Here is a 20,797-nt window from a genome sequence, read left to right as displayed (position 1 = left end):
GATTTATCCTTTAATTTCGGTAACTAGTTGAATTTCTTTTAGAACACTGTCAATTCGAAGGCACTCTTCGAATTCTCCTTCGTGAACAAGGGCTTTTCCCTCGTTATGCACTTTCCAAGTAACTGACTCAGCGTGCGAATAAGCACATCCTGTAGCTTTTATCAATTGTTCAATAACCTCTTCAAATGTGTGAATATCATCATCATATAGAATAAGGCGCCATGGAGTTGCTACTTCCTCCTCAAGGGCTTCTTCCAGGCTGGTTTCGGTAAGCTCACTAACATCGGCAAGTAAGAATTCATCGTAACGCCTATGAGTGGAGCTTAGCTTCATGCCTAGTTAATTTCTATTTCAAAATCTTCCATCACTTCGTTAGCAAGTAGTTTTGAGCAGGCTTCTTGCACTACTTCTTTAGCTGCAGCTTCTGATTCTGCATTAACGTCCAGTTCTATAAATTTGCCGATTCGAACTTTTTCAACCTGATCAATTCCCAGGTTTTGAAGAGCATGATGGGCGGCCTTTCCCTTTGGGTCAAGGATGGAAGGGCGAAGAGTCACATTGACTTTAGCTTTAAACATATTCGATGTTGTTTTGAGGAAAGCCTAAAGTTAAAGCTTATCAGGCTTAGCTGCTAAATGAAATCCCTAAAGAATTTCCTTCTTCTGCATTCTCTCAAAATAATCCCTGGCTGCACTCATAACCTTTGGTGAAAGTAATAGCGCCACGGTCATCGTTGGTATAGCCATTACCGCATACATCCCATCAATCAGGTTAATAATTGCAGATATACTTGCCGTTGCCCCCAGAAGTATGGAACCCACATAAAATAAGTTATACCATTTCTGACGGCTTGCCCCGACCAAGAAACCAAGGCACTTTGTGCCATAATAAGAATAGGTGAAAAGGGAACTGGCAGCAAAAATAGTTACGCAGATCATTAGCAGGTAAATTCCTACAGGTCCGAGTGCTTCTTGGAAAGCAGAAGCAGTAAGTGTTATTCCATTTTCATCTCCGGTTTGCCAAACGTCAGTGACTAGGATGGCTAAGGCAGTCATCGTACAAACAATAATGGTATCAATAAACGGACCCATCATGGCAACAAGACCTTCACGAACAGGCTCTTTTGTTTTAGCAGCGCCATGTGCAAGAGTAGCCGTACCAATACCTGCTTCATTAGAAAAAGCAGCTCTTCTAACCCCTGTAATAATGATGGCTCCAACGGCACCGCCCAGCGCAGCTTCAGCAGTAAAGGCATCTTCAACTATAAGCCAAAGATATTTACCCAAAACATCAAAGTGGATGACCAGGATAGTTAGTACACTTATTACATAAAGAACTACCATAGAAGGAACCATGCGGCTCGCTACTTTACCAATACGTTTGATACCTCCAAAAATGACCGTTCCAACGATGAGCAGGATGATAATCCCGGTTATCAAATCCGAGCCAAAATGATTGTTCGGATCGGTTAAACCATTTGGGACGAGAATCACATCCCGGATAGCCTGGTTCAATTGGTTTGCCTGAAATACGGGAAGAGCTCCAAACATACCTGCTACTGCAAAAACAATCGCTAACGGCTTCCACTTTTTCCCGAGACCTTCGGTTATCATATACATAGTACCGCCTTGAATATCGCCATTAGAATCTTTACCGCGATACATAATGGATAAGGTACAGGTGAAAAATTTAGTAGCAATACCAACAACTGCACTCATCCACATCCAAAACACTGCTCCGGGCCCACCAGTAGCAATAGCTACAGCAACACCACTTATGTTTCCTAATCCTATAGTTGCTGCCAGGGCGCTTGATAGCGCTTCAAAATGATTGATATCTCCCGGGTCATTAGGGTCATCATACTTCCCTCGGAGAATATTAACGGCATGTCCGAAATACCGATAGGGAGTCATGCGGGAATAGACCATAAAAAAGATTCCTCCACCGCAAAGCAGAATGACTAATGGAGTGCCCCACATAAAGGAAGAAAATGCCGAAAGAATGTTTTCTAAAGTTTCCAGAGTAAGTTTCGTTTGTTCATAAATGGATAAAGTAAGTCTTATTTAACTAATAGTTAATAGTCTTTTGGTTATACTTGAAGTGTCTTGGTAGTGCTTTTAAAAAAATCTAAAAATGCGTCAAAGAAAATTTTCTCCAGGTCTACTTTTAGTAGCTATAATCTTTCTAGTACACTTTTTCTTAATTACAGGCTGCAATAGTACTAACACAACGGAACAAAGTAGTGCAGAGTTGATTTCTTTTGCTATTTCTGAATTTCCGGAGATCAGTTTTTCAATAAATAATGAAGCGGGAATAATTTTTATAAATGCAGGTTCTCATCCGGAGAACCTTGAAGAGTTAACAGCGAGTTTTATCACAACAGAGGGAGCATCAGTGTTTGTGAATGATTCACTCCAAACTTCTGATGTTACACAAAACGATTTTTCAGATGGATTAATCTATACGATAGTATCAGAAGACGCCACTACCTTGAATGAATATTTTGTATATCTAACTTCAGAAATACCCAAAAGTTATTTATTAGAAGGGGAAATCGGAGTTAGTGTAAATCCTACAGGCATCGCACCATTGTCGGCGTTGGCAAGTATCAAAACAAAAAAACCTGCTCAGGTATCCTTTCGCATTTTTGGAGAATTAGAGGTTGATCAACAGTCAGAGTCATATTCTGTAGAACAAGAAATACCCATTCATGGACTGTATGCAAATACTCTCAACAAAGTGGAAATCATTTTGCGTGATCAATTCTCTTATCAGGTTAGGGATACCATTATTATTCAAACCGGCTCAATACCTGATTTTTTCCCGGATATAGAGATCAATACATTAGAAAGAGACTTAATGGAGCCGGGCTGGCATTATAACAGCATGAGCATAGGTAATAACGGATCATTTGATACTTACCCAATGATATTTGATGATAATGGTGATATCAGGTGGTATCTGGACTTAAGTGACCAGCCGGGAATTGCATTTGGAATTACTTTTCAGCCTGAAGGTACATTCTCAGCTGGAATGGGAATCTATATAAGGGAATTTGATTTATTCGGATCAATGACCAAAGAATTAAGTATTCCGGGCTATATAATACACCATGAAATGATTAAGCGTTCAAATGGGAACTATATAGTTGCGGTGGACAAGAGTGGTACTACTATAGTAAAAAACGGTGAAGAAATTACCAGCGTTGAAGATTATATCGTTGAAGTTGACGGTAGTTCTGGAGAAATAATAACCGAATGGGATATAGCTACTTTACTAGATGTAAATCGTGTAGATCTTGTAGATGGAGGTGGGGATTGGTTTCATATGAACGCTATTTGGATCGATGAGGAAGATAATTCTCTAATTATTTCTGGTAGAAATCAGGGTCTGTTGAAAGTTGATTGGGAGAATAACCTAAAATGGATTTTAGCTCCTCAAAAAGGATGGGGTGTTGCAGGAAGGTCTGGTGAAGGAAGTGATACGAATCCATTTTTATTAGATGCTGTTGACGCGTCTGGTGCCTTATTGTCGGAGGAAATACAATTAGGAGATGAAGAATCTTCTGAATTTTCCTGGTCTTGGGGGCAGCATGCACCAATGGTGTTGCCTAACGGAAATATTTTTGTATTTGATAATGGATTTAATAGAAACTTCATAGAGCAAGGCCCATACTCGCAAGCTATTGAGTATGAAATTGATGAAGAAAATATGACAGCAGAGATGGTATGGAGTTATGGAAGAGAAAGAGGAACTGAAACATATTCACGTATTATAAGTGATGTTGATGTGCTTCCAAATACTCAAAATAGATTATTTGCACCTGGCTTCATTCAAACTAGTGAAACCTCACAGGCGAAGCAGATAGAGGTCTCTTATCCGAATGGAAATGTTGTTTTTGAATCTACCTTATATCTCAAGAACTTATTGAGCACCAGTACAACTTGGGGGCGAGATATTATTTACCGGGTAGAGAGAGTGGACTTCCCATCTACTTTTTCAATCAAATAGACCGGCAATGTTAGTGTAGCCCATAAAACTTGCCAATCCCATTAATGATGAATTGTACTCCAATTGACAAAGCAATAAAGCCCATCAGACGGGTAATTACGGTCATTCCAGAACGGCCTATAAATGAGCTAAGCCATGGTGCCACTCTGAGAATTCCCCATGCAAGCAGAGCAACAAGAAAGATGGCTACCCCATTTACAATGTAATCGATAAGCCCGGTAGCTTCGGAGCCAAATCCAATGACAACGGCAATGCTTCCCGGGCCTGAAAGCAAGGGCATAGCAAGTGGACTAAAGGAGACATCTTCTTTTTCTTTGGCTGCTTCCTGGTCTTCTTGAGAAAGCTTTTTCCCTGCTGAATCCGGGTTCAACATCGAAAAACCGGCTCTCATGATAATTAGACCACCGGCTATTTGTATCCCGGAAAGGCTAATCCCAAAAAAGCTCAGGATATAAGAACCAATCAGCAGAAAAGTGCTCAGTACAATGAACATATAAAAGGTTGCCTTTTTCGCCGTTCGGGTCTTTTCTTCGGCAGTGTGTCCCTCCATCAAAGAAAGATAGACAGGCAAAGCAGCGGTTGGATTTACTACAGAAAATAGGGAAGTAAAACTGGCTACCAGTAATAATCCGGTACCCATTACTTCTGTTGACCAAGGTATGATATCTTTGAAAAATTCTTCCACGCTTAAAGATAAGGAAGAGTTAGTGTAAAACTATTACCTACATATTGGCTTTTTATCAAAGCTTAATGTTATTTAGAGAGGTAATCTTTTATTTTGATTTTCAAATTCAAGAATTAGTTATGACATCAGCCGACGTACTTCAACTTAAAGAACAACTAGTATCAGGAACTCAAGAAATTTTAAAGCGACCTGTTACCAGAGATGAAAAATTATTTGCCATCTGTGAGCTATTAGCAGATGAGGTGCCCACCTTTAACTGGGTGGGCTTTTATATGGCTGACCCAGAAGGAAAAGAAGAACTTGTGCTCGGACCTTTTGTTGGAGCAAGTACCGATCATACCAGGATTCCTTTCGGAAAAGGAATTTGTGGTCAGGTAGCTCTTTCTCATGAAACATTCATTGCCCAGGATGTTCATGCAGAGGATAATTATTTGGCATGCAGCATTGATGTACAATCCGAGATTGTGGTTCCAATTATGAAAGGAGATGTATTTGTAGCACAGCTTGATATTGATTCTCATACCCGGAACTCAATTACTGAGGAGCAAAGATCAGCTTTGGAGGAAATCTGTGTTTTGTTGGCCGACGAATTTTAATTCAAATTTAGAATCATGAGTTCATACATCTTAACCGACGAAACTGCGATTGACGTACTAATATTTTGGATTGAAAGTACTGATGGAAGTATCTCTTTTACCGAAGAGGATGCAGTGAAACGAGTGCTGGATAATATGAATTATGATTTAACTACCTATCGCAAAACACTGAGCCAGATAGCAGCAATGAGTACGGAACATATGAAACAACTGGTAGAAGAAGCCATTGTTTATGTACGTTCCAACTTTAGTGATGATGGCAAGAGATTAACATTTAGCCTTTTGGATACGATAGCAACTTGCGAAGGGAGTGTGTCGGCTGAGCAGCAAAAAAGAGTGGATCGGCTTAAGAAAGAATTTGGGTTATAAGCCCTTAGGGTTAGAACTTCCAACATTGAACAAGGAGAGTTTAACTTCGAAGTTTTATGTTCGATGTTCAATTATTCAACTTCTTAGTTCGAGATAAGGGTTGATTCTATAACCCTGGACAAGTAGTGCCAGAAACTATCTCAAATCCATGAACCTCAGTCGGCGTAATTTGGCGACTGTATCCCGAATAACTTCGACTTCGGTACCATTCATCACTTACTGTTCCTGAAACAGTTATATAGAATTGCATCCCTTCCTGTTGTGTGATTTGTAATGGATATCCTGAGCTCGTAAGTAAATCTTCCAGGTTGGCATTAAACCGCCAAACTTCACTCCCATTACAAAGTGTGAAAGAGGACCCATTTACTCCAGAGGTAATTCCTGAATAGGTATTAAAATTATCTTGAACCTGCTGGTTTTGAACCAACCGCTGAAATTCAACAATGATCATTCCCAAATCGTTACCCTGCTCCATTTGAGACAAATACCTTCCGGGTGTAGTATGGGTATAGGTGCGATAATAATTACCGAGCCTCACCTGGGTATTAAGAACCCATTCATTGCTCTCAGGAGCAGCAACATTTGGAATTTCAGATTGATCAGGGAGGGTCCAAATATTTCTTGAATCTAAAACAGAATAGATTTTTCCCCATTCCGGCTCAGTTTGATAAATAGGAAAGCAATAGCCAAAACTAACTGTCTCATAAAATTCAGTACATCTATCCTTGAGATAAAGCTTCATGTTTTCATGATGACTAAGTTCATTACTGCTTGCTCCTTTTACCCAATATAGAATGCTCTCTCCTTGAACTCTTCTTCCCTTCGAAAAGCGAAATAATTGAAATGGTTCTATCTCAGAGATCAGCGTAATTCGAAATTCCTCTTTTACTTTTCCTAACATGGCTGATGAAAGATCTCCCCACCCGAGTGAATCTGCTATCTGTTGAGGGAAATAAGGACTTAAAACACCGCTATCTGTTCTGGATAGATCAACATAATCAGTTCCCGTTAGCTTATGACCTGAAGAGCAAGAAAGCAGTAGTATGCTTGATAATATCAGTAGCTTACAGCTTATTAAGTTGGTATCTGTTTTTAATGGAATCAATGCTATAAGCTAAGTTAAATCCCCCTTCAGGAAACCTGACGGGGGAATACAGGTTATTTTACTTCTCCAATGTTAGATACATGAACATCAACAGCATGGTTTATTCTTAAACCGAATAATCCGTTTGTATCGTATCCATCACTGTCGATTGAAGCCACTTTAGCTTCATTGATATAGAAATCTATGTGATCACCTGTTACTGCAACAGATAGCTGATTAAAGGCATGGCTACCAATTCTCGAGTCCGTTTCCTGAGCCTCGGTATGTCTGTTAATGGCTTCACTAGATGTCCATCCCTGAATAGTTTCTGTTCGGTCACCTATTCTTTCTTTAATGAGAAAATCACCTGAGTTTCTGATTAAGAAATATAAATAGGCGTGACCATCTTCTTTTAGATCTTTGCCGCCAAAAAAGAGTCCAAAGCCTTCAGCATGTCGTCCATTAGGATCCAGGGTATAGATGGAAGTCTGAACAGTATAAGTATCAGAAAGCTCGCTATCAGGATGCCAGAAGATGGCGGCAGGTCCGGTAGTTATATGCCATCCAGGAGTCATATTTACAAAATAGATATGCCCCTGCTCTTCATCAGAACTTATATGAAGGTCATCCATTTCCCGGTCAAGCCGGACTTCCCAGGTTTCAGGTACTTCAAGATTTCCTTCATGTGAAGAATGATGATGTTCCATGCCCTGTCCAAATAAAACAGGACTTATTGCAATAAAAAGTAGAAAGGTTGATAGTTTTTTCATGGTTGTAGTATTAGTTGGTGCTTTAGGTCTATTACAATAAAATCTTGAGACCTATTAATCGAAAAGAGTCTAATATTCTTTTTTTTACCTGTGAAAACTACACTTTTTACCCAGAGCAAATTTCGATACCCTGCCTCAATGAAGCAAATGCATCTTCTCGCGAAGGTATAAATTCTTGCGCCACAAAACCATCAAATCCCGTTTCTGAAATAGCCTCCATAATAGCAGGGTAATACAACTCCTGTGTCTCATCAATTTCATTTCTTCCCGGAACCCCTCCCGTATGATAATGAGCGATGTAAGGGTGATATTTTCTTATAGTAGCTATAATATCTCCCTCCATAATCTGCATATGATAGATATCATAAAGAAGCTTAAAATTATCCAGACCTAGTTTCTCACAAAGTGCTACCCCCCATTCGGTATGATCACATTGATAGTCGGCATGATCCACCTTTGAATTGAGAAGTTCCATACAAATTGTAAGTCCGTATTCAGCGGCTTTACTTACAACGGGCTCTAGTCCCCTGGCACAATTCTCCAAGCCTAACTCATCATCAATCCCTTTTCGGTTTCCTGAAAAGCAAATCACCTTGTCAAAACCGGCATCGGCTACAATTGGGAAAAGCTCAAAATATTCCTTTCTCAATTTATCATGGATACTCGGATCGTTGAATCCATCGGTTAAACTCAATGGAACACTGTTAGCCATGGCACAGGTAAGTCCGTACTTCTTTATAGTTTCAAAGTCCTCCGGATTTAACAGTTCTATCGATTCAATGCCTACTTCAACAGCAAATTCGCACAGCTCTTCCAATGATTTACTACCATAAGGCCAACGACATACAGAGTGGCGGAATGTCTGGTTCACCCTGTTCCTAGTGCGTTTTACTTCAGACTTCTCGGCAATCGAGAGACCTCCCATCAATGCTGTTCCTGTCAATCCCTTTATAGCCTCTTTTCGTGTGATTTTCATGAGTTAAAAAGTTGTTCCCGAATTATCATAATTGAAAGCGATTTTCTATACTCCGCTCTCCAATAAAATACCCGATATTTTTTTGTTCACAAGAACCTATTTGCCAATTACATGAATCTTAATCTTAAAGCAAAACAAGAAAACACCTATGATGCTATTGTTGTAGGTAGCGGAATTAGTGGAGGCTGGGCAGCCAAAGAGCTAACCGAGAATGGATTAAAGACATTAATGCTGGAAAGAGGAAGGCAGGTAGAACATATTAAGGATTACCCTACGCACTCCACTCCTCCATGGGATCTACCCTATGACAATCAGGTTCCCCCGGAAGAAATGAAGCTTTATGAAAAGCAGAAACGGACCGGATATACGATTCGACAGGCAACCAAACATTGGTGGGTAAAGGATACAGAACATCCATATACAGAAGTAAAACGATTTGATTGGATGAGAGGGTATCATGTGGGAGGTCGTTCTTTAATGTGGGGAAGGCAGTCGTACCGACTAAGTGAGATGGATTTTGAAGCAAATGCAAAAGATGGTTTTGGTGTGGACTGGCCAATACGCTATGCTGATATCGCTCCATGGTATGATCATGTAGAATCATTTGCCGGAATAAGTGGTCAAAAAGAAGGTCTTTCGCAACTGCCGGATGGTCAGTTCTTACCTCCAATGGAGATGAGTTGTGTAGAAAAGGAAGTGAAGAAAAGAATTGAAGCTAATTTTAGCGATCGGATTATGACCATTGGCCGGTCAGCAAATATTACGGTTCCACATAAAGGTCGTGCAGGATGCCAATACCGAAATATGTGTATGCAGGGTTGTCCATTCAGTGGATACTTTAGTACCCAATCGTCTACACTACCTGCAGCAGTAGCAACAGGAAACTTAACTTTGCGCCCGGATTCTATAGTAACCGAAGTGATTTATGACCCAGAAACACAAAAGGCCAGTGGAGTTCGGATTTTAGATGCAGAAACCAGAGAATACAAAGAGTATTATGCCAAGATTGTTTTCTTGTGTGCTTCGGCGGTAGGAAGTACCTGGATATTGCTGAATTCAACAGAGCATTTTTCAGATGGTATGGGAAATGCCTCCGGAGAATTGGGGCATAATATGATGGATCATCACCTCGGCGTAGGGGCAGCGGGAAGAGTTGAAGGCTTTGACGATGTGTACTACCATGGGAAGAGGCCAAATGGAATTTATATTCCCCGATTTAGAAATATTGATACCCCTCATCCCGAATTTATAAGAGGCTATGGTTACCAGGGTGGTTCCGGTCGAGGTGGATGGAAAAAGAATGTGGCAGAATTAAGTATTGGTGCTTCTATAAAAGACGAAGTAAACGAACCCGGAAACTGGACCTTTGGAATCGGAGGTTTTGGGGAGTGGCTGCCTTATCACGAAAATCGAATGTACTTAACTACTGAAGTACTCGACAAATTTGGGTTACCAACCGTCGTATTTGATGTGCAGGCTTTCGAGAATGAATATAAGATGCGCGAAGATATGCGAGATTCCGCTGCTGAGATGCTGGAAGCGGCAGGATTGAAGGATATTCATTCCTGGAATAATGATCCTTCGCCTGGATTGGGGATTCATGAAATGGGTACTGCCCGTATGGGACGTGATCCTAAAACTTCTGTCCTCAATCAGTGGAACCAGGTGCATGAAGTGCAGAATGTATTTGTGACGGACGGTGCTTGTATGACTTCAGCTGCTTGTCAAAATCCATCACTCACTTATATGGCATTAACAGCCAGGGCAGCAAATCACGCAGTAGAGGAACTAAAGAAAGGGAACTTGTAATCATGGAAAAGAACGTGCCAAATCAAATTAGCAGAAGAGAAGCTCTTAAGAGAGCGGCTTATTTATTAGGTGGAGCTATTAGTGCTCCAACCGTACTCGGCGTTATGAGTGGATGTTCCCCTTCGAGAGCAAGCGCAACCCACTTTACGGAAGCAGAAATGAAATTTCTAGGTGATGTAGCCGAAATTATCATCCCTACCACCGACACTCCCGGCGCAAGGGAAGTGGGAGTTCCAAAATTTATGGATGATATGATCTTTACTATTTGGGAAGAAAAAGACAGAAAGTATTTCCTGGATAATTTGGATTCTTTTACCAAAAAAGCAGAACGGGAATTAGGGAAGCCATTTGTGGATGCAACGCCTGAAGAACAAACCGCATTTATTACTAAAGAACATGATGCGGTATTTGGTGGTGATGTTGATTGGGATGCTCCTCGCCCATTTATATGGCAAATGAAGGAAATGACATTAGCCGGATATTTCTCAAGTGAAGTAGGAATGACCCAGGTACTCCAGTATGAAATGGTTCCGGGTTATTTTAATGGCTGTATGACTTTTGAAGAAGCAGGCGGCAGAGTTTGGGCTTAATTAGCCCTTTCAAGAAGAGCTCTTTCATAGTCAATCTTAAGTTCTCCTTTTCTAATTCTTAATCGATACCCTTTTTCGTATTTGGTTTCGATCACCATAATTTCTTTTTCCTTACCGAAAGGAATTCCAAAAGAGCTAAGCCGATAGGTTTCAGTGCTAATTGTTAAGTGACTCCATTCAATAAAAATGGGCGAATAGATGAGCTTATCCAGGAAATTGGGTACAAAGTAGATACCAGACTCATCCATAGCTATTGAATTACTTATTGAAGAGATATAGCCGTTATACTCTATCACATTCCTTGTGAAATCCAATTTTTTCTTATCCCCTTTGAAGGGGTATCTAGAGGTAAGTTTTTTCCAGTTTAATCGCTTTAATGTCAAAAGCATATCGATTGTATTCAGCGATAAAAACAAAGCTATAACAAGTAGAAACTGGACTGTTTCTGGGTCAAGAAATTGTAACGAATATTCATTTTCAGAATAAAACTCAGATAAAATAATTAGGTGAGATTCGGGAGCTAAGCTAATATAGATTGAAAAAGCTATAGACAATACAACAAAAAAATTAATACCCGCCTCAATGAAGGAACGTTTAGATCCGGTCGGTTTTACAAGTGCGTGCCAGAAAAACATTTACAGCCAATCCACAATGCCGTCTTTATGTTCTACCTTCACATAATCCTGGAAGATTTCGTGTAGGGTGGCATCCCGTTGCAGTTCTTTTCGGCTGATCGCGTCGAGGTAGGCAATAATAAGTCCTTCATGAAGGATGGCGATATCGTCACATAAGTTTTCAACCACTTCTAAAATATGGCTGGTGATAATGATTGTAACCCCTTTGGCTTTAAGCTTTCGTAGTACCGTTTTCATGCGGTCAATAGAGATTACATCCACAGCTTCAAAAGGCTCGTCTAATAAAAGCACTTTTGGTTCAACAAGAACTGAGGTAACAAAGGCTAGTTTTTTTCGGCTTCCGGATGACAGCTTGTTCACTTTGATTTTGGCGAAATCTTTGATCTCAAAGAAGTCCATCAAAGAATAGGCCTTTTCAACAAGTCCATCCTTTTCTATCTCATAAATATCGCATACATACTCGATGAATTCGAGGCTTGTAAATTGCTCAAATAAAAGAGGGGGTTGTAATACCGAAGATAAGTCTCGCTTTATGGCCAGTTCATTTTCACCGTTTAGAGTAAGTCCGTTAATTTCAATTTCACCTGCTTCATAACTTAACAATCCCGTTAGTACTCCAATCAAGGTACTTTTCCCTGCGCCATTCGGTCCGATTAAACCAAAAATACTTCCTTCAGGAACATCAAGATTGAGCTCCTTAAGTACTACTTTATCTTCGTAGCTTTTATTAAGGCCTGTTATTGAAATTGCTGCGTTAGGCATTCGCTTTCTTCTTTATGTAATACCGGATGGAATAGATCAAGGTGAAAATACTGTAGCCTAATAAGGCTAATTGGAGATTGGTCATATTTGCAAAAGCGACAAATTCGCGATCTCCCCGAATGAATTCCAAAGCAAATCTTAGAAAGGCATATCCACCTGTATGAATGAAAAATATCAGTGGCGATTTCTTATCAGAGTTCCAGGTTTTTTGGAATACCCAAAGCACAATTCCCATTAACACCAGGTCACCCGCCATTTCATATAATTGTGTTGGGTGTAGTGCAGCACTTAGGTTCGAAGCCTGATCAACAAGGCCATTTTGATACGACCATTGCCACGCAGAACTTGAAACGCCGTAATCCGTTTCAAAACCCGGAACAGTTGTTCCATACCTTGGAAACTGAACACCAAAAATCGAGTTGGTTGCTGTACCATGTGCATCTCCATTTAAAAAACACCCGACTCTTCCAACCGCCTGAGCAAATAGTATGGCTGGAGATAACAGAGAGAAATACTCAAAGTAATTCATTCGTTTACGGCGAGTATAAAGTAAGCCTCCAACCATTCCTCCAACCAGTCCGCCAGTGATGCTATTACCCGCTCCAGATAAACTGAGTATTACTGTAGGGTCTGATAAAAATAAATCCAGGTTCCAAAAAAGGTAGTGAGAGAGGCGCGCTCCAATTAATGCTCCAACAATCGACCAGGTAATAAGCCCATCAAAAAGATCGACCTTTCCCCCGTATTTTTTAACTCTCAAAAAGGCAAGGTATACTCCAATTACAATAGAGATCAGGAAGTAGATACCCTCGTAAAAGTAAATTTCGTTAAAGCCAAGATTCAGATGGATGGGTAGCATAACAGGTTTAATTATTTGCGCACAAAGGTACTAATTAAAGTTCACTCCAAATACGGTTCAATATTCTTTTTTTGAAAAGATTTACGAGTACCTCCATATGCCCCCAAAGATAGATACCGATAATCAGGATCACGGCGCCCATAATTGTACTACGGTACCAATTCAAGCCATCAAGGGGCACAAAAACCAGGTATCCAACAAAGAAAATGCTGAATGAAATTACAAAGGTCACTTTTTGGGGGATGATAGGGTGCTTATAGCTAAAGGAGGAGTAAATGGCTTTTTGGTATTGATAGTATGAGCTCCAGATAAAAATAAGCATGAAGCAAAGAAATATGAATGTGTTAGCAATGAAAATATGAAGCACTTCACCGATGTCAGGAATCACCAACAGTTCAAAAATAGTAATGGCATAAAACACTAACAGGGGTAAAATAATAACCCCCAGAAACCGCTCTTTTAATTGCTTTTCCAGTTTGATTGGAAACTGTAAATGCAGGAGCAATTCCCTGTTTTCATAGCCATACATATTTGCCATACCCATTGCTAAGAGAGCAACTGGGATACCCGCCAAAATTGTAGGGATAGCAATAGTTTGCGCGATTTCAAATTCAACATTCAGGAGTAGAGGAACATATACAATGGGAATAATAGCCAGAGTAAGTACTTGAAGGCGGTTATATGGGTGAATCATTACATAGTAATAATATTTGCCTGCATTACTGCCAAATACTCGTTTAAGGAAAACCCAAAGTTTACTTGATGTCTCTTCCGCTTTCTTTAGTGAAGGCCGTAGGAGTCCCTGACAGGTTTTGTTGAAGTGATCAACAAAAATCAGTCCTATCAAAATGGAAAGAAATACAAATAGTATTGCTGCATTGGCGATGCCATAATCTACCCTGGAAGCCTGGATTAAAAGTCCACCAGGTAACCATTCCAGTACTCCGTTTATCGTTTCTATTCGGGGTATCAGCGAGTAAAAAATCTGAGCTTTGTTTTCGGAAAATATGGCAACTAATTGAAACAGAGAGAATACAAGTATCAAGAATCCGGCAACTACTGCAATAAATCTACGCTCAACAATTTGCAGAAAACGATGCTTAATGGAATAAATGAGCACGTAGTTCAGGATTACACCCACAAAAACAACGGGAACCTGGTAAAATTCACGAACCTGAATCATCAGGAAAACCAACCAGGTAAAGTTATAAATGATATTCACAGGATGGCAGAAACTAATGATCATCAGATACCGGGCGAGGCGCTTAAGAGGGAATCCAAATCCTAGCAGCTTTCGGTTCTCCTGTATATTCAAAAGCCGCAGATTCGTAAACGAAAAATGCATCACCCAATAGGTATTCGAAAATACGAGCAGGATAAAAGTATAAACCCTTGGAGTAAGCCATGGCATTTGAATTTGCATCCAGGGTTCAGTATCAAGCCAAACTACCACAATAGCGGTACCAATCAGGTTTACCATCATAATCCCAAGGAACATGATGTAACCAATCATCAAAAGCAGCTGAAACCGATTAAGGTTAGCCAGGAAAATCCGCCAGTTCAGAATCAGTAATTTCGTAAGCATGCGCTGAAGATACTAGTGTTCAGTAATGAATGAGCTTAGAATCTGATAATAATTACAAAAAAAGACCTTCTTATTGAAGACAGTCTTGTGAAGAGAAGGGACTGAGTATTAAAACTTTAACCTAACTGTTAGCTCCACTCCAGGGTTTTTTCATCAAGCATCCAACCCTATCAATATTAACTCTTCAGATAATCAGAAAGATATTTACCGGTATGGCTTTTCGTGGATTTAATAACATCTTCCGGAGTTCCTTCGGTAACTATTTGTCCTCCTCCAAAACCGCCTTCTGGCCCTACGTCAATTATCCAGTCTGCACTTTTAATAATATCCAGGTTGTGTTCAATAATGATTACCGAATGCCCGGAATTAACAAGTTCATTGAAGGCATCCAGTAACTTGGCTACATCTTCAAAATGCAGACCAGTGGTAGGTTCATCGAAAAAATAAACGGTATGTTCGGAGCTGGACTTGGTAAGGAAACGCGCCAGTTTAACCCGCTGAGCTTCACCTCCTGACAGGGTGGTAGCACTTTGCCCCAGTTTCAGATAACCAAGTCCTACTTTTTCAAGCGGAGTAAGCTTATTGATGATATTCTTTTCATCTACGAAAAAGTCGATAGCTTCTGAAATAGGCATGTCCAGAACTTCATGGATGCTTTGCCCCCTGTATTTAACATTCAGAATATCCTTTCTAAAGCGGGTTCCATTACATACCTCGCAAGTGAGTTCAATATCGGCCATGAACTGCATTTCAATTTTCTGAACCCCTTCACCCTGACAAGTCTCACATCGTCCTCCCGGAACATTAAATGAGAAATGACCGGGAGTGTATCCCATAATCTTAGCTTGGCGCGTTGCGGCAAACACATCCCTGATCCCATCAAATGCTTTTGTATAGGTGGCCGGGTTTGAGCGGGATGAACGACCGATAGGGCTTTGGTCTACCATCTCTACATTATGAACTGTACTAAGCCCGGAGATATTTCTGAATCGCCCAACTTTCTGATTGTAGGAGCCAATATGTTTGCGAATGCCACCATATAAGGTATCATGTACCAGGGTGGATTTTCCCGAACCGGAAACCCCGGTTACCACCAATAACAACCCAAGTGGAAATTCGACATCAATATTTTTGAGATTGTGTTCACTGGCTCCTTCCAAATGGATAGATCGTCCATTTCCTTTTCGTCGTTTTTTGGGCAGCTCAATATTCTTTCTTCCACTGAGGAATTTTCCCGTCAGGGTATCGGCTTCAAGCAGCTTTGGGAAATCCCCTGCATATACAACTTCGCCACCATGTACTCCTGCAAAAGGCCCTATATCTATGATATTATCAGCAGCTTTCATCATCTCCGGATCGTGCTCCACAACCAATACCGTATTGCCAATATCTCTTAAGGATTCAAGTATCTGAATCAGGCGGTCATTATCTCTAGGGTGAAGCCCAATCGTTGGCTCATCAAGCACATACATACTGCCAATTAGTGAACTACCCAGAGCATTAGCCAGGCTTATTCGTTGGGACTCTCCACCACTTAAGGTGTTTGCAAGCCGATCCAGGGTGAGGTAATCCAGGCCGACCTCATCCAAATACTTAAGGCGTTTTCTTATTTCAAATAGAATTTGGCCTGCTACTTCCTTCTCGAAATCACTGAGTTCCAGCTTATCAAAATATTCCCGGGCATGACCAATGGTCAGTTCTGATACTTCCCCGGCATGCATATTACCCACCTTCACATATTGAGCGTCTTTTCTTATGCGATACCCTTCACATTCAGGACAGCGGCTATAGCCCCTGTATCGGGAATAAAGCACTCGCATGTGCACTTTGTAGTTTTGAGATTTTACCTGGTCAAAGAACTTCCAGATACCGATGTACTCATCCTTCCCTCTCCAAACAATATTTTTAACTTCTTTAGGAAGTTCCGAGTAAGGGGTATCAATCGAAAATTTTTCCCTGGATGCCACCCGTACCAGATCCTTGAGATGTGCGCTGAATTTGGGAGAATCGAAAGGTGAAATAGCATTATTTCGAAGCGTTTTATCATGGTCGGGAATCACCAGGTCTTCATCAATTCCGGTAACCTTACCAAAGCCCTCACACTTCGGGCAGGCCCCGAAAGGATTGTTGAATGAAAACATCTGCGGAGTTGGCTCGGTAAATTCCATTCCATCCAGCTCGAACCGCTCACTAAAGGGTAGCTCATCTCCATTCCTGATTTTTATGCTACATCGTCCAGCTCCTTCCCTAAACGCTGTTTCAAGTGAATCGGCTATTCTGGTAATTGTTGCTTCATCGTCTTTTACAACCAGCCGGTCTACCAAGACCCGATAGGCATCTGGTTTGAATTTTTTGAGCTCGGGCTCTTCCTGAGTCAGATCCAATACTTGCTCATCCTCTAAACGAAGCAGGCGGGCAAGTCCTTTTTCTTTTAGTACCCTAAGCTCATCAGAGATTTTCTTTTTATCCCTTTTTGGGATAGGGAAGAGTACGTAGAATCGAGCCCCCTCTTCCTGGGTTTCAAATAGCTCAGCAATAGCAGTTCGGGGTGAATCCTTTTTCACCCGCTTTCCGGAAATGGGAGAATAGGTAACGCCGATTCTCGCAAACAACAACCTTAAGTAATCATAAATTTCTGTGGTGGTCCCCACCGTTGACCTGGGGTTGCTACTGGTTGTTTTCTGCTGGATGGCCATGGCAGGCGAGATGCCTTGCATAAAATCCACATCCGGTTTATCCATGCGTTCCAAAAACTGGCGCGCATAACTCGAAAGGCTTTCCACATAACGGCGCTGTCCTTCCGCATAAATGGTATCGAAGGCGAGGCTGGATTTCCCGGAACCGGATACACCGGTAACTACGGTTAGTTTATTGCGGGGAATTTCTACATCAATATTCTTAAGGTTATGAGTTCTCGCCCCTTTAACAATAATAGGCCTGCCCTTATCGATTTTTGAAGATGTTGGAGTTCCGTTTTTAGTGGATGCCATGAACTAATTTCCTGCAAATTGCGAATCTGGAATATACGTTTTTGAACGAAGCCCACCGAATGAAAACGCAGAAAATTTTCTACTCCCTGTAGTTTTAGTTCATAAAATGTTCATAATTGCAGGCTATTTGTATCGGCAATATTTTTCATCAAAAGTATAGAGTTATGTACACCAACGAGTTTTACCGGGAAGGTTTCACAAGGGCTAAATCAACACTCGCTTCTCTGGTTGATCATTTGGACGATATCCAGTTTTCTACCCGGCCGAATCCTGACGCCTGGTGCGTGGGAGAAGTAATCAGTCACCTGCTTAAATCGGGGGAGGAATACCTTGCTGTAATGGAGCCGAAGCTGGAAGGAGGATTAGATAGATATCCAAAAGTATCCGGAGAATATAAACATGCCTGGCACCTACGCCTCTTTATCAAATCGGTTAGCCCTGAATTCCGAAGAAGAATTAAAACATTGCCCTCTTTTGAACCTGTACAGATAGAAGAGTTAGAAAAAACAGCGCTGCTTTCCGACTTTAATGCGTTACAAGATCGGTTTCTTACGTTGATTGAAATAGCAGAGGAACATCAGATTGATTTATCAAAAGTGAAGCTAAACAATCCGATTTACCCGATTATCAAAATGAACCTGAGTAGCTGTTTTGCCATTATGGAAGCCCATCAACGAAGGCATTTTCAACAAATTGAACGCACCATATTATTAGTTATTCGTTAATGGTTATCGGTGAGCCGCCTTACCAATAACCATTAACCAAAACGCGTTGCAGTACCCTAAGTGATTAAAGAATGAGAGTATGTGTAATAATTTAATAGCATTATAATATCTATCCACGTTACCATAGCATTGCTGGATGGATAGTTCTATTTTCGTCTGGTAATTATGTATTCAGAATTTATATCAAACATCTTATCCCATAAAAGGGTCGCTGTATTTTCGCACATACGCCCAGATGGAGACTGTTTAGGATCCCAAATCGGATTATGCTTGTGGCTGCAAAAAAACGGAGTGGAAACTGTCGCCTTTAACGAAGACTCTCCCGGAGATAACCTGGCCTGGTTATTTGAATTTTTTCCGGTAGTAAAGCCTTCTTCAGAGGATCTTTCGGGTTTTGATGCTTTTGTAGTGGTAGATGGAAATGCTTTGCATCGATTTGGCTCTGTAGCTGAACAAATAGCTGATTTAGGTAAGCCTATCTATATGATCGATCACCATCCGCAGCCGGATGATATTTATAAAGTGGGGATTAGTCGCACCGATTATTCCTCAACATGTGAATTAGTGTACCAGCTTTTTGCTGAACACAACCCGGATCAGATTGATGAAGCGGTTGCTAAAGCATTATATACCGGAATAGTAACTGATACAGGTTCTTTCCAGTTTGATAGTGTGAGTCCAAATACCCTTAAAGCTGCAGCTGATTTACTCGAACGCGGGAAGTTTTCCCCAAATAAAGTAGTGGAGAACATCTATTCCGCCCGGACCCTGGGGCAGCAGCACTTGCTTAGTAAAGCACTCGAAACAATTACTCTATTTGCTGACCAACAAATTGCCATTATCTGCGTTACCCAGGAGATGTTTGAGGAAACCGGAACTACCAAAGAGGATACCGAAGGCTTTGTTGCCTATCCTCTGAGTATTTCCGGAGTAAAAGCTTGCGCATTGTTTAGAGAAGATGGAGATCGGATAAAATTGAGTTTAAGATCAAGAAGCGAAATTGATGTAAATATCTGGGCCAGACAGTTTCAGGGAGGCGGACATAAAAAAGCCGCAGCCGGATGGCATAAAGGCCCGTTGGAGCAAGCTATTAAAGACGTAATCAGCATTGGAGAAGAACAATTGAAACCAACCTATAGTGTATGAAGCAAACCGCTACTATTCTTTTTTCTCTCTTACTTACTACTTCATTTTGCACCAAGCCTAACCTTGAGGTAAGTGATACGATTGCAACTTCGATAAGCGGTACACCCTCTTCGGCCGTAACTAGTCCCGTTGATGTGGTTGAAGAGAAGGAACGGCAAATAGAATTAATTTCGGATACCAGAAGGAATGCGATCACCAATGCGGTTGAGAAAGCTAGTCCGGCAATTGTTAGTATCACGGTAACGGAACTTCAAACCGGATACGATCGCAATGCAGATCCCTTTTTCTCTTTCTTTTTCTCTCGCCCAGTTCAGCGTGAGGTGGAAAGTATGGGCTCTGGCTTTATCATCAGTAATGATGGGTTGGTAGTAACTAATCAGCATGTGGCCAGTGAGTCGGCCAAAACGGTAAAGGTATCGCTTGCGGATGGAGAGGTATATGATGCCGAAGTACTCGGCGCTGATGAATTAGCTGACCTGGCTCTGTTAAAGATTATCAGTGATCGGGAAGATTTCCCTCATGTTAAATTCGCCGAATCCGATCAGGTATTGGTTGGTGAATGGGCCATAGCAATGGGAAATCCATTTGGGTTGTTTGCCGATGGACAGCCTTCAGTAACGGTTGGCGTGGTAAGTGCCACCAAACGTGATTTTAAACCCGATCCCAATGACCACCGCGTATATATGGATATGATCCAAACAGATGCTTCCATTAACAGAGGGAATTCCGGTGGGCCACTGGTAAATAGTGACGGCGAAGTAATTGGGGTGAATACCTTCATCTTCACAGGCGGAACCAGCAATGGATTTGTAGGACTTGGTTTTGCTATCCCAAGCGACCGGGTAATTAAGATTATTGATCAGCTTAAAGAATCAGGTTCGGTTTCCCTGGATTTTGATCCCGGTCTTGAATTCACCCCGATGACCCGATCTTTGGTGTACCAGTATGGCTTGCCTCCCGTGCCAGGACTTTTAGTTACTACTGTGAATAAAGACGGACCTGCGTATGAATGTGGTATCATGCCCGGAGATATAATTATCCGAATTGGGGAAGAGAGAGTAAGTAGTGAAATGTATGCGTGGGCGCTTATGCGTGAATATGAAGAGGGAGATAACATGGTGATACAACTTCACCGCGATGGAAAAGACTACGAAGCCGAAATGACGCTAAGAAAGAGGGTTGCTGGAAGGTAGAGCTTATTGGTC

At 41.2% G+C, this 20,797-nt stretch carries 20 protein-coding genes; 8 read left to right on the top strand and 12 right to left on the bottom strand.

What is annotated here, in order from left to right:
* Positions 1 to 3 precede the first annotated feature (3 nt).
* The 3 genes from ED557_09155 to ED557_09145 all read right to left on the bottom strand — a co-directional run bounded on the left by ED557_09155 (position 4) and on the right by ED557_09145 (position 1,979).
* Entirely contained in the window at positions 4 to 333 is a 330-nt protein-coding gene (locus ED557_09155; protein ID RNC83927.1) for an ATP-dependent Clp protease adaptor ClpS, read from the bottom strand.
* A 2-nt stretch (positions 334 to 335) separates the two neighbouring features.
* Complete coding sequence (purS, locus tag ED557_09150) at positions 336 to 578, bottom strand: phosphoribosylformylglycinamidine synthase subunit PurS (protein ID RNC83926.1); 243 nt, start codon at positions 576 to 578, stop codon at positions 336 to 338.
* Positions 579 to 644: 66 nt separating this feature from the next.
* The gene (locus ED557_09145; GenBank protein RNC83925.1) at positions 645 to 1,979 is read right to left on the bottom strand and encodes an alanine:cation symporter family protein; all 1,335 of its coding nucleotides are present in this window, start codon (positions 1,977 to 1,979) and stop codon (positions 645 to 647) included.
* Between the two features lie 154 nt (positions 1,980 to 2,133).
* Between ED557_09145 and ED557_09140 the strand changes: the two genes are divergently transcribed.
* A complete protein-coding gene (locus tag ED557_09140; protein RNC83924.1) occupies positions 2,134 to 4,011 on the top strand; it encodes an aryl-sulfate sulfotransferase in 1,878 nt (625 codons plus the stop codon).
* 10 nt (positions 4,012 to 4,021) lie between these two features.
* On the opposite strand, the gene ED557_09135 is transcribed toward ED557_09140, so the two are convergent.
* The gene (locus ED557_09135) at positions 4,022 to 4,696 is read right to left on the bottom strand and encodes a MarC family NAAT transporter (GenBank protein RNC83923.1); all 675 of its coding nucleotides are present in this window, start codon (positions 4,694 to 4,696) and stop codon (positions 4,022 to 4,024) included.
* A 119-nt stretch (positions 4,697 to 4,815) separates the two neighbouring features.
* Between ED557_09135 and ED557_09130 the strand changes: the two genes are divergently transcribed.
* Both ED557_09130 and ED557_09125 read left to right on the top strand, forming a co-directional pair.
* On the top strand, positions 4,816 to 5,292 hold the full coding sequence (locus ED557_09130) for a GAF domain-containing protein (protein RNC84047.1): 477 nt from the start codon (positions 4,816 to 4,818) through the stop codon (positions 5,290 to 5,292).
* A gap of 15 nt (positions 5,293 to 5,307) precedes the next feature.
* Positions 5,308 to 5,661 (top strand): hypothetical protein, encoded by a 354-nt coding sequence (locus tag ED557_09125; GenBank protein RNC83922.1) that lies wholly within the window; start codon positions 5,308 to 5,310, stop codon positions 5,659 to 5,661.
* Positions 5,662 to 5,767: 106 nt separating this feature from the next.
* Here the strand turns inward: ED557_09125 and ED557_09120 are convergent, their stop codons facing one another.
* From ED557_09120 to ED557_09110, 3 genes are all read right to left on the bottom strand, one after another.
* The gene (locus ED557_09120) at positions 5,768 to 6,766 is read right to left on the bottom strand and encodes a hypothetical protein (GenBank protein RNC83921.1); all 999 of its coding nucleotides are present in this window, start codon (positions 6,764 to 6,766) and stop codon (positions 5,768 to 5,770) included.
* 53 nt (positions 6,767 to 6,819) lie between these two features.
* Positions 6,820 to 7,515: a hypothetical protein gene (locus ED557_09115; GenBank protein ID RNC83920.1), complete on the bottom strand. Its 696-nt coding sequence runs from the start codon at positions 7,513 to 7,515 to the stop codon at positions 6,820 to 6,822.
* Between the two features lie 106 nt (positions 7,516 to 7,621).
* The gene (locus ED557_09110) at positions 7,622 to 8,491 is read right to left on the bottom strand and encodes a hydroxypyruvate isomerase (GenBank protein RNC83919.1); all 870 of its coding nucleotides are present in this window, start codon (positions 8,489 to 8,491) and stop codon (positions 7,622 to 7,624) included.
* 111 nt (positions 8,492 to 8,602) lie between these two features.
* On the opposite strand from ED557_09110, the gene ED557_09105 reads away from it, so the two are divergent.
* Together ED557_09105 and ED557_09100 are read left to right on the top strand one after the other, a co-directional pair.
* Positions 8,603 to 10,300, top strand: a complete 1,698-nt coding sequence (locus ED557_09105; protein RNC83918.1) for a GMC family oxidoreductase — start codon at positions 8,603 to 8,605, stop codon at positions 10,298 to 10,300.
* A gap of 2 nt (positions 10,301 to 10,302) precedes the next feature.
* On the top strand, positions 10,303 to 10,890 hold the full coding sequence (locus ED557_09100; protein RNC83917.1) for a gluconate 2-dehydrogenase subunit 3 family protein: 588 nt from the start codon (positions 10,303 to 10,305) through the stop codon (positions 10,888 to 10,890).
* On the opposite strand, the gene ED557_09095 is transcribed toward ED557_09100, so the two are convergent.
* From ED557_09095 to uvrA, 5 genes are all read right to left on the bottom strand, one after another.
* Positions 10,887 to 11,525 (bottom strand): hypothetical protein, encoded by a 639-nt coding sequence (locus ED557_09095; protein RNC83916.1) that lies wholly within the window; start codon positions 11,523 to 11,525, stop codon positions 10,887 to 10,889. The two genes, ED557_09100 and ED557_09095, sit on opposite strands and share 4 nt — an antisense overlap.
* Positions 11,526 to 12,287, bottom strand: a complete 762-nt coding sequence (locus ED557_09090; protein ID RNC83915.1) for an ABC transporter ATP-binding protein — start codon at positions 12,285 to 12,287, stop codon at positions 11,526 to 11,528.
* Entirely contained in the window at positions 12,280 to 13,146 is an 867-nt protein-coding gene (gene lgt, locus ED557_09085) for a prolipoprotein diacylglyceryl transferase (GenBank protein ID RNC83914.1), read from the bottom strand. The genes ED557_09090 and lgt overlap by 8 nt, the downstream gene beginning before the upstream one ends.
* Before the next feature lie 34 nt (positions 13,147 to 13,180).
* Positions 13,181 to 14,731: a hypothetical protein gene (locus tag ED557_09080; GenBank protein ID RNC83913.1), complete on the bottom strand. Its 1,551-nt coding sequence runs from the start codon at positions 14,729 to 14,731 to the stop codon at positions 13,181 to 13,183.
* 176 nt (positions 14,732 to 14,907) lie between these two features.
* Positions 14,908 to 17,721, bottom strand: coding sequence for an excinuclease ABC subunit UvrA (gene uvrA, locus ED557_09075; GenBank protein ID RNC83912.1), 2,814 nt, complete (start codon positions 17,719 to 17,721; stop codon positions 14,908 to 14,910).
* 164 nt (positions 17,722 to 17,885) lie between these two features.
* On the opposite strand from uvrA, the gene ED557_09070 reads away from it, so the two are divergent.
* The 3 genes from ED557_09070 to ED557_09060 all read left to right on the top strand — a co-directional run bounded on the left by ED557_09070 (position 17,886) and on the right by ED557_09060 (position 20,785).
* Positions 17,886 to 18,446, top strand: a complete 561-nt coding sequence (locus ED557_09070) for a DinB family protein (GenBank protein RNC83911.1) — start codon at positions 17,886 to 17,888, stop codon at positions 18,444 to 18,446.
* Between the two features lie 165 nt (positions 18,447 to 18,611).
* A complete protein-coding gene (locus ED557_09065) occupies positions 18,612 to 19,592 on the top strand; it encodes a bifunctional oligoribonuclease/PAP phosphatase NrnA (protein RNC83910.1) in 981 nt (326 codons plus the stop codon).
* On the top strand, positions 19,589 to 20,785 hold the full coding sequence (locus ED557_09060; protein ID RNC83909.1) for a PDZ domain-containing protein: 1,197 nt from the start codon (positions 19,589 to 19,591) through the stop codon (positions 20,783 to 20,785). The genes ED557_09065 and ED557_09060 overlap by 4 nt, the downstream gene beginning before the upstream one ends.
* The last annotated feature ends 12 nt before the right edge of the window (positions 20,786 to 20,797 follow it).

The organism is Balneola sp. (genome assembly GCA_003712055.1).
Classification (GTDB): Bacteria; Bacteroidota; Rhodothermia; order Balneolales; family Balneolaceae; genus RHLJ01.
The sequence above is the reverse complement of the archived record's forward strand: the minus strand, read 5'-3'. Positions and strand labels throughout refer to the sequence as shown.

Bases quoted from the DNA above. Each gene is read 5' to 3' on its own strand.
- ED557_09100 (RNC83917.1), top strand. From the start codon at position 10,303: ATGGAAAAGAACGTGCCAAATCAAATTAGCAGAAGAGAAGCTCTTAAG.
- ED557_09060 (RNC83909.1), top strand. From the start codon at position 19,589: ATGAAGCAAACCGCTACTATTCTTTTTTCTCTCTTACTTACTACTTCA.
- ED557_09125 (RNC83922.1), top strand. From the start codon at position 5,308: ATGAGTTCATACATCTTAACCGACGAAACTGCGATTGACGTACTAATA.
- purS (RNC83926.1), bottom strand. From the start codon at position 578: ATGTTTAAAGCTAAAGTCAATGTGACTCTTCGCCCTTCCATCCTTGAC.
- ED557_09130 (RNC84047.1), top strand. From the start codon at position 4,816: ATGACATCAGCCGACGTACTTCAACTTAAAGAACAACTAGTATCAGGA.
- ED557_09105 (RNC83918.1), top strand. From the start codon at position 8,603: ATGAATCTTAATCTTAAAGCAAAACAAGAAAACACCTATGATGCTATT.
- ED557_09155 (RNC83927.1), bottom strand. From the start codon at position 333: ATGAAGCTAAGCTCCACTCATAGGCGTTACGATGAATTCTTACTTGCC.
- ED557_09140 (RNC83924.1), top strand. From the start codon at position 2,134: ATGCGTCAAAGAAAATTTTCTCCAGGTCTACTTTTAGTAGCTATAATC.
- ED557_09070 (RNC83911.1), top strand. From the start codon at position 17,886: ATGTACACCAACGAGTTTTACCGGGAAGGTTTCACAAGGGCTAAATCA.
- lgt (RNC83914.1), bottom strand. From the start codon at position 13,146: ATGCTACCCATCCATCTGAATCTTGGCTTTAACGAAATTTACTTTTAC.
- ED557_09110 (RNC83919.1), bottom strand. From the start codon at position 8,491: ATGAAAATCACACGAAAAGAGGCTATAAAGGGATTGACAGGAACAGCA.
- ED557_09065 (RNC83910.1), top strand. From the start codon at position 18,612: ATGTATTCAGAATTTATATCAAACATCTTATCCCATAAAAGGGTCGCT.
- uvrA (RNC83912.1), bottom strand. From the start codon at position 17,721: ATGGCATCCACTAAAAACGGAACTCCAACATCTTCAAAAATCGATAAG.
- ED557_09095 (RNC83916.1), bottom strand. From the start codon at position 11,525: ATGTTTTTCTGGCACGCACTTGTAAAACCGACCGGATCTAAACGTTCC.
- ED557_09080 (RNC83913.1), bottom strand. From the start codon at position 14,731: ATGCTTACGAAATTACTGATTCTGAACTGGCGGATTTTCCTGGCTAAC.
- ED557_09090 (RNC83915.1), bottom strand. From the start codon at position 12,287: ATGCCTAACGCAGCAATTTCAATAACAGGCCTTAATAAAAGCTACGAA.
- ED557_09145 (RNC83925.1), bottom strand. From the start codon at position 1,979: ATGTGGGGCACTCCATTAGTCATTCTGCTTTGCGGTGGAGGAATCTTT.
- ED557_09115 (RNC83920.1), bottom strand. From the start codon at position 7,515: ATGAAAAAACTATCAACCTTTCTACTTTTTATTGCAATAAGTCCTGTT.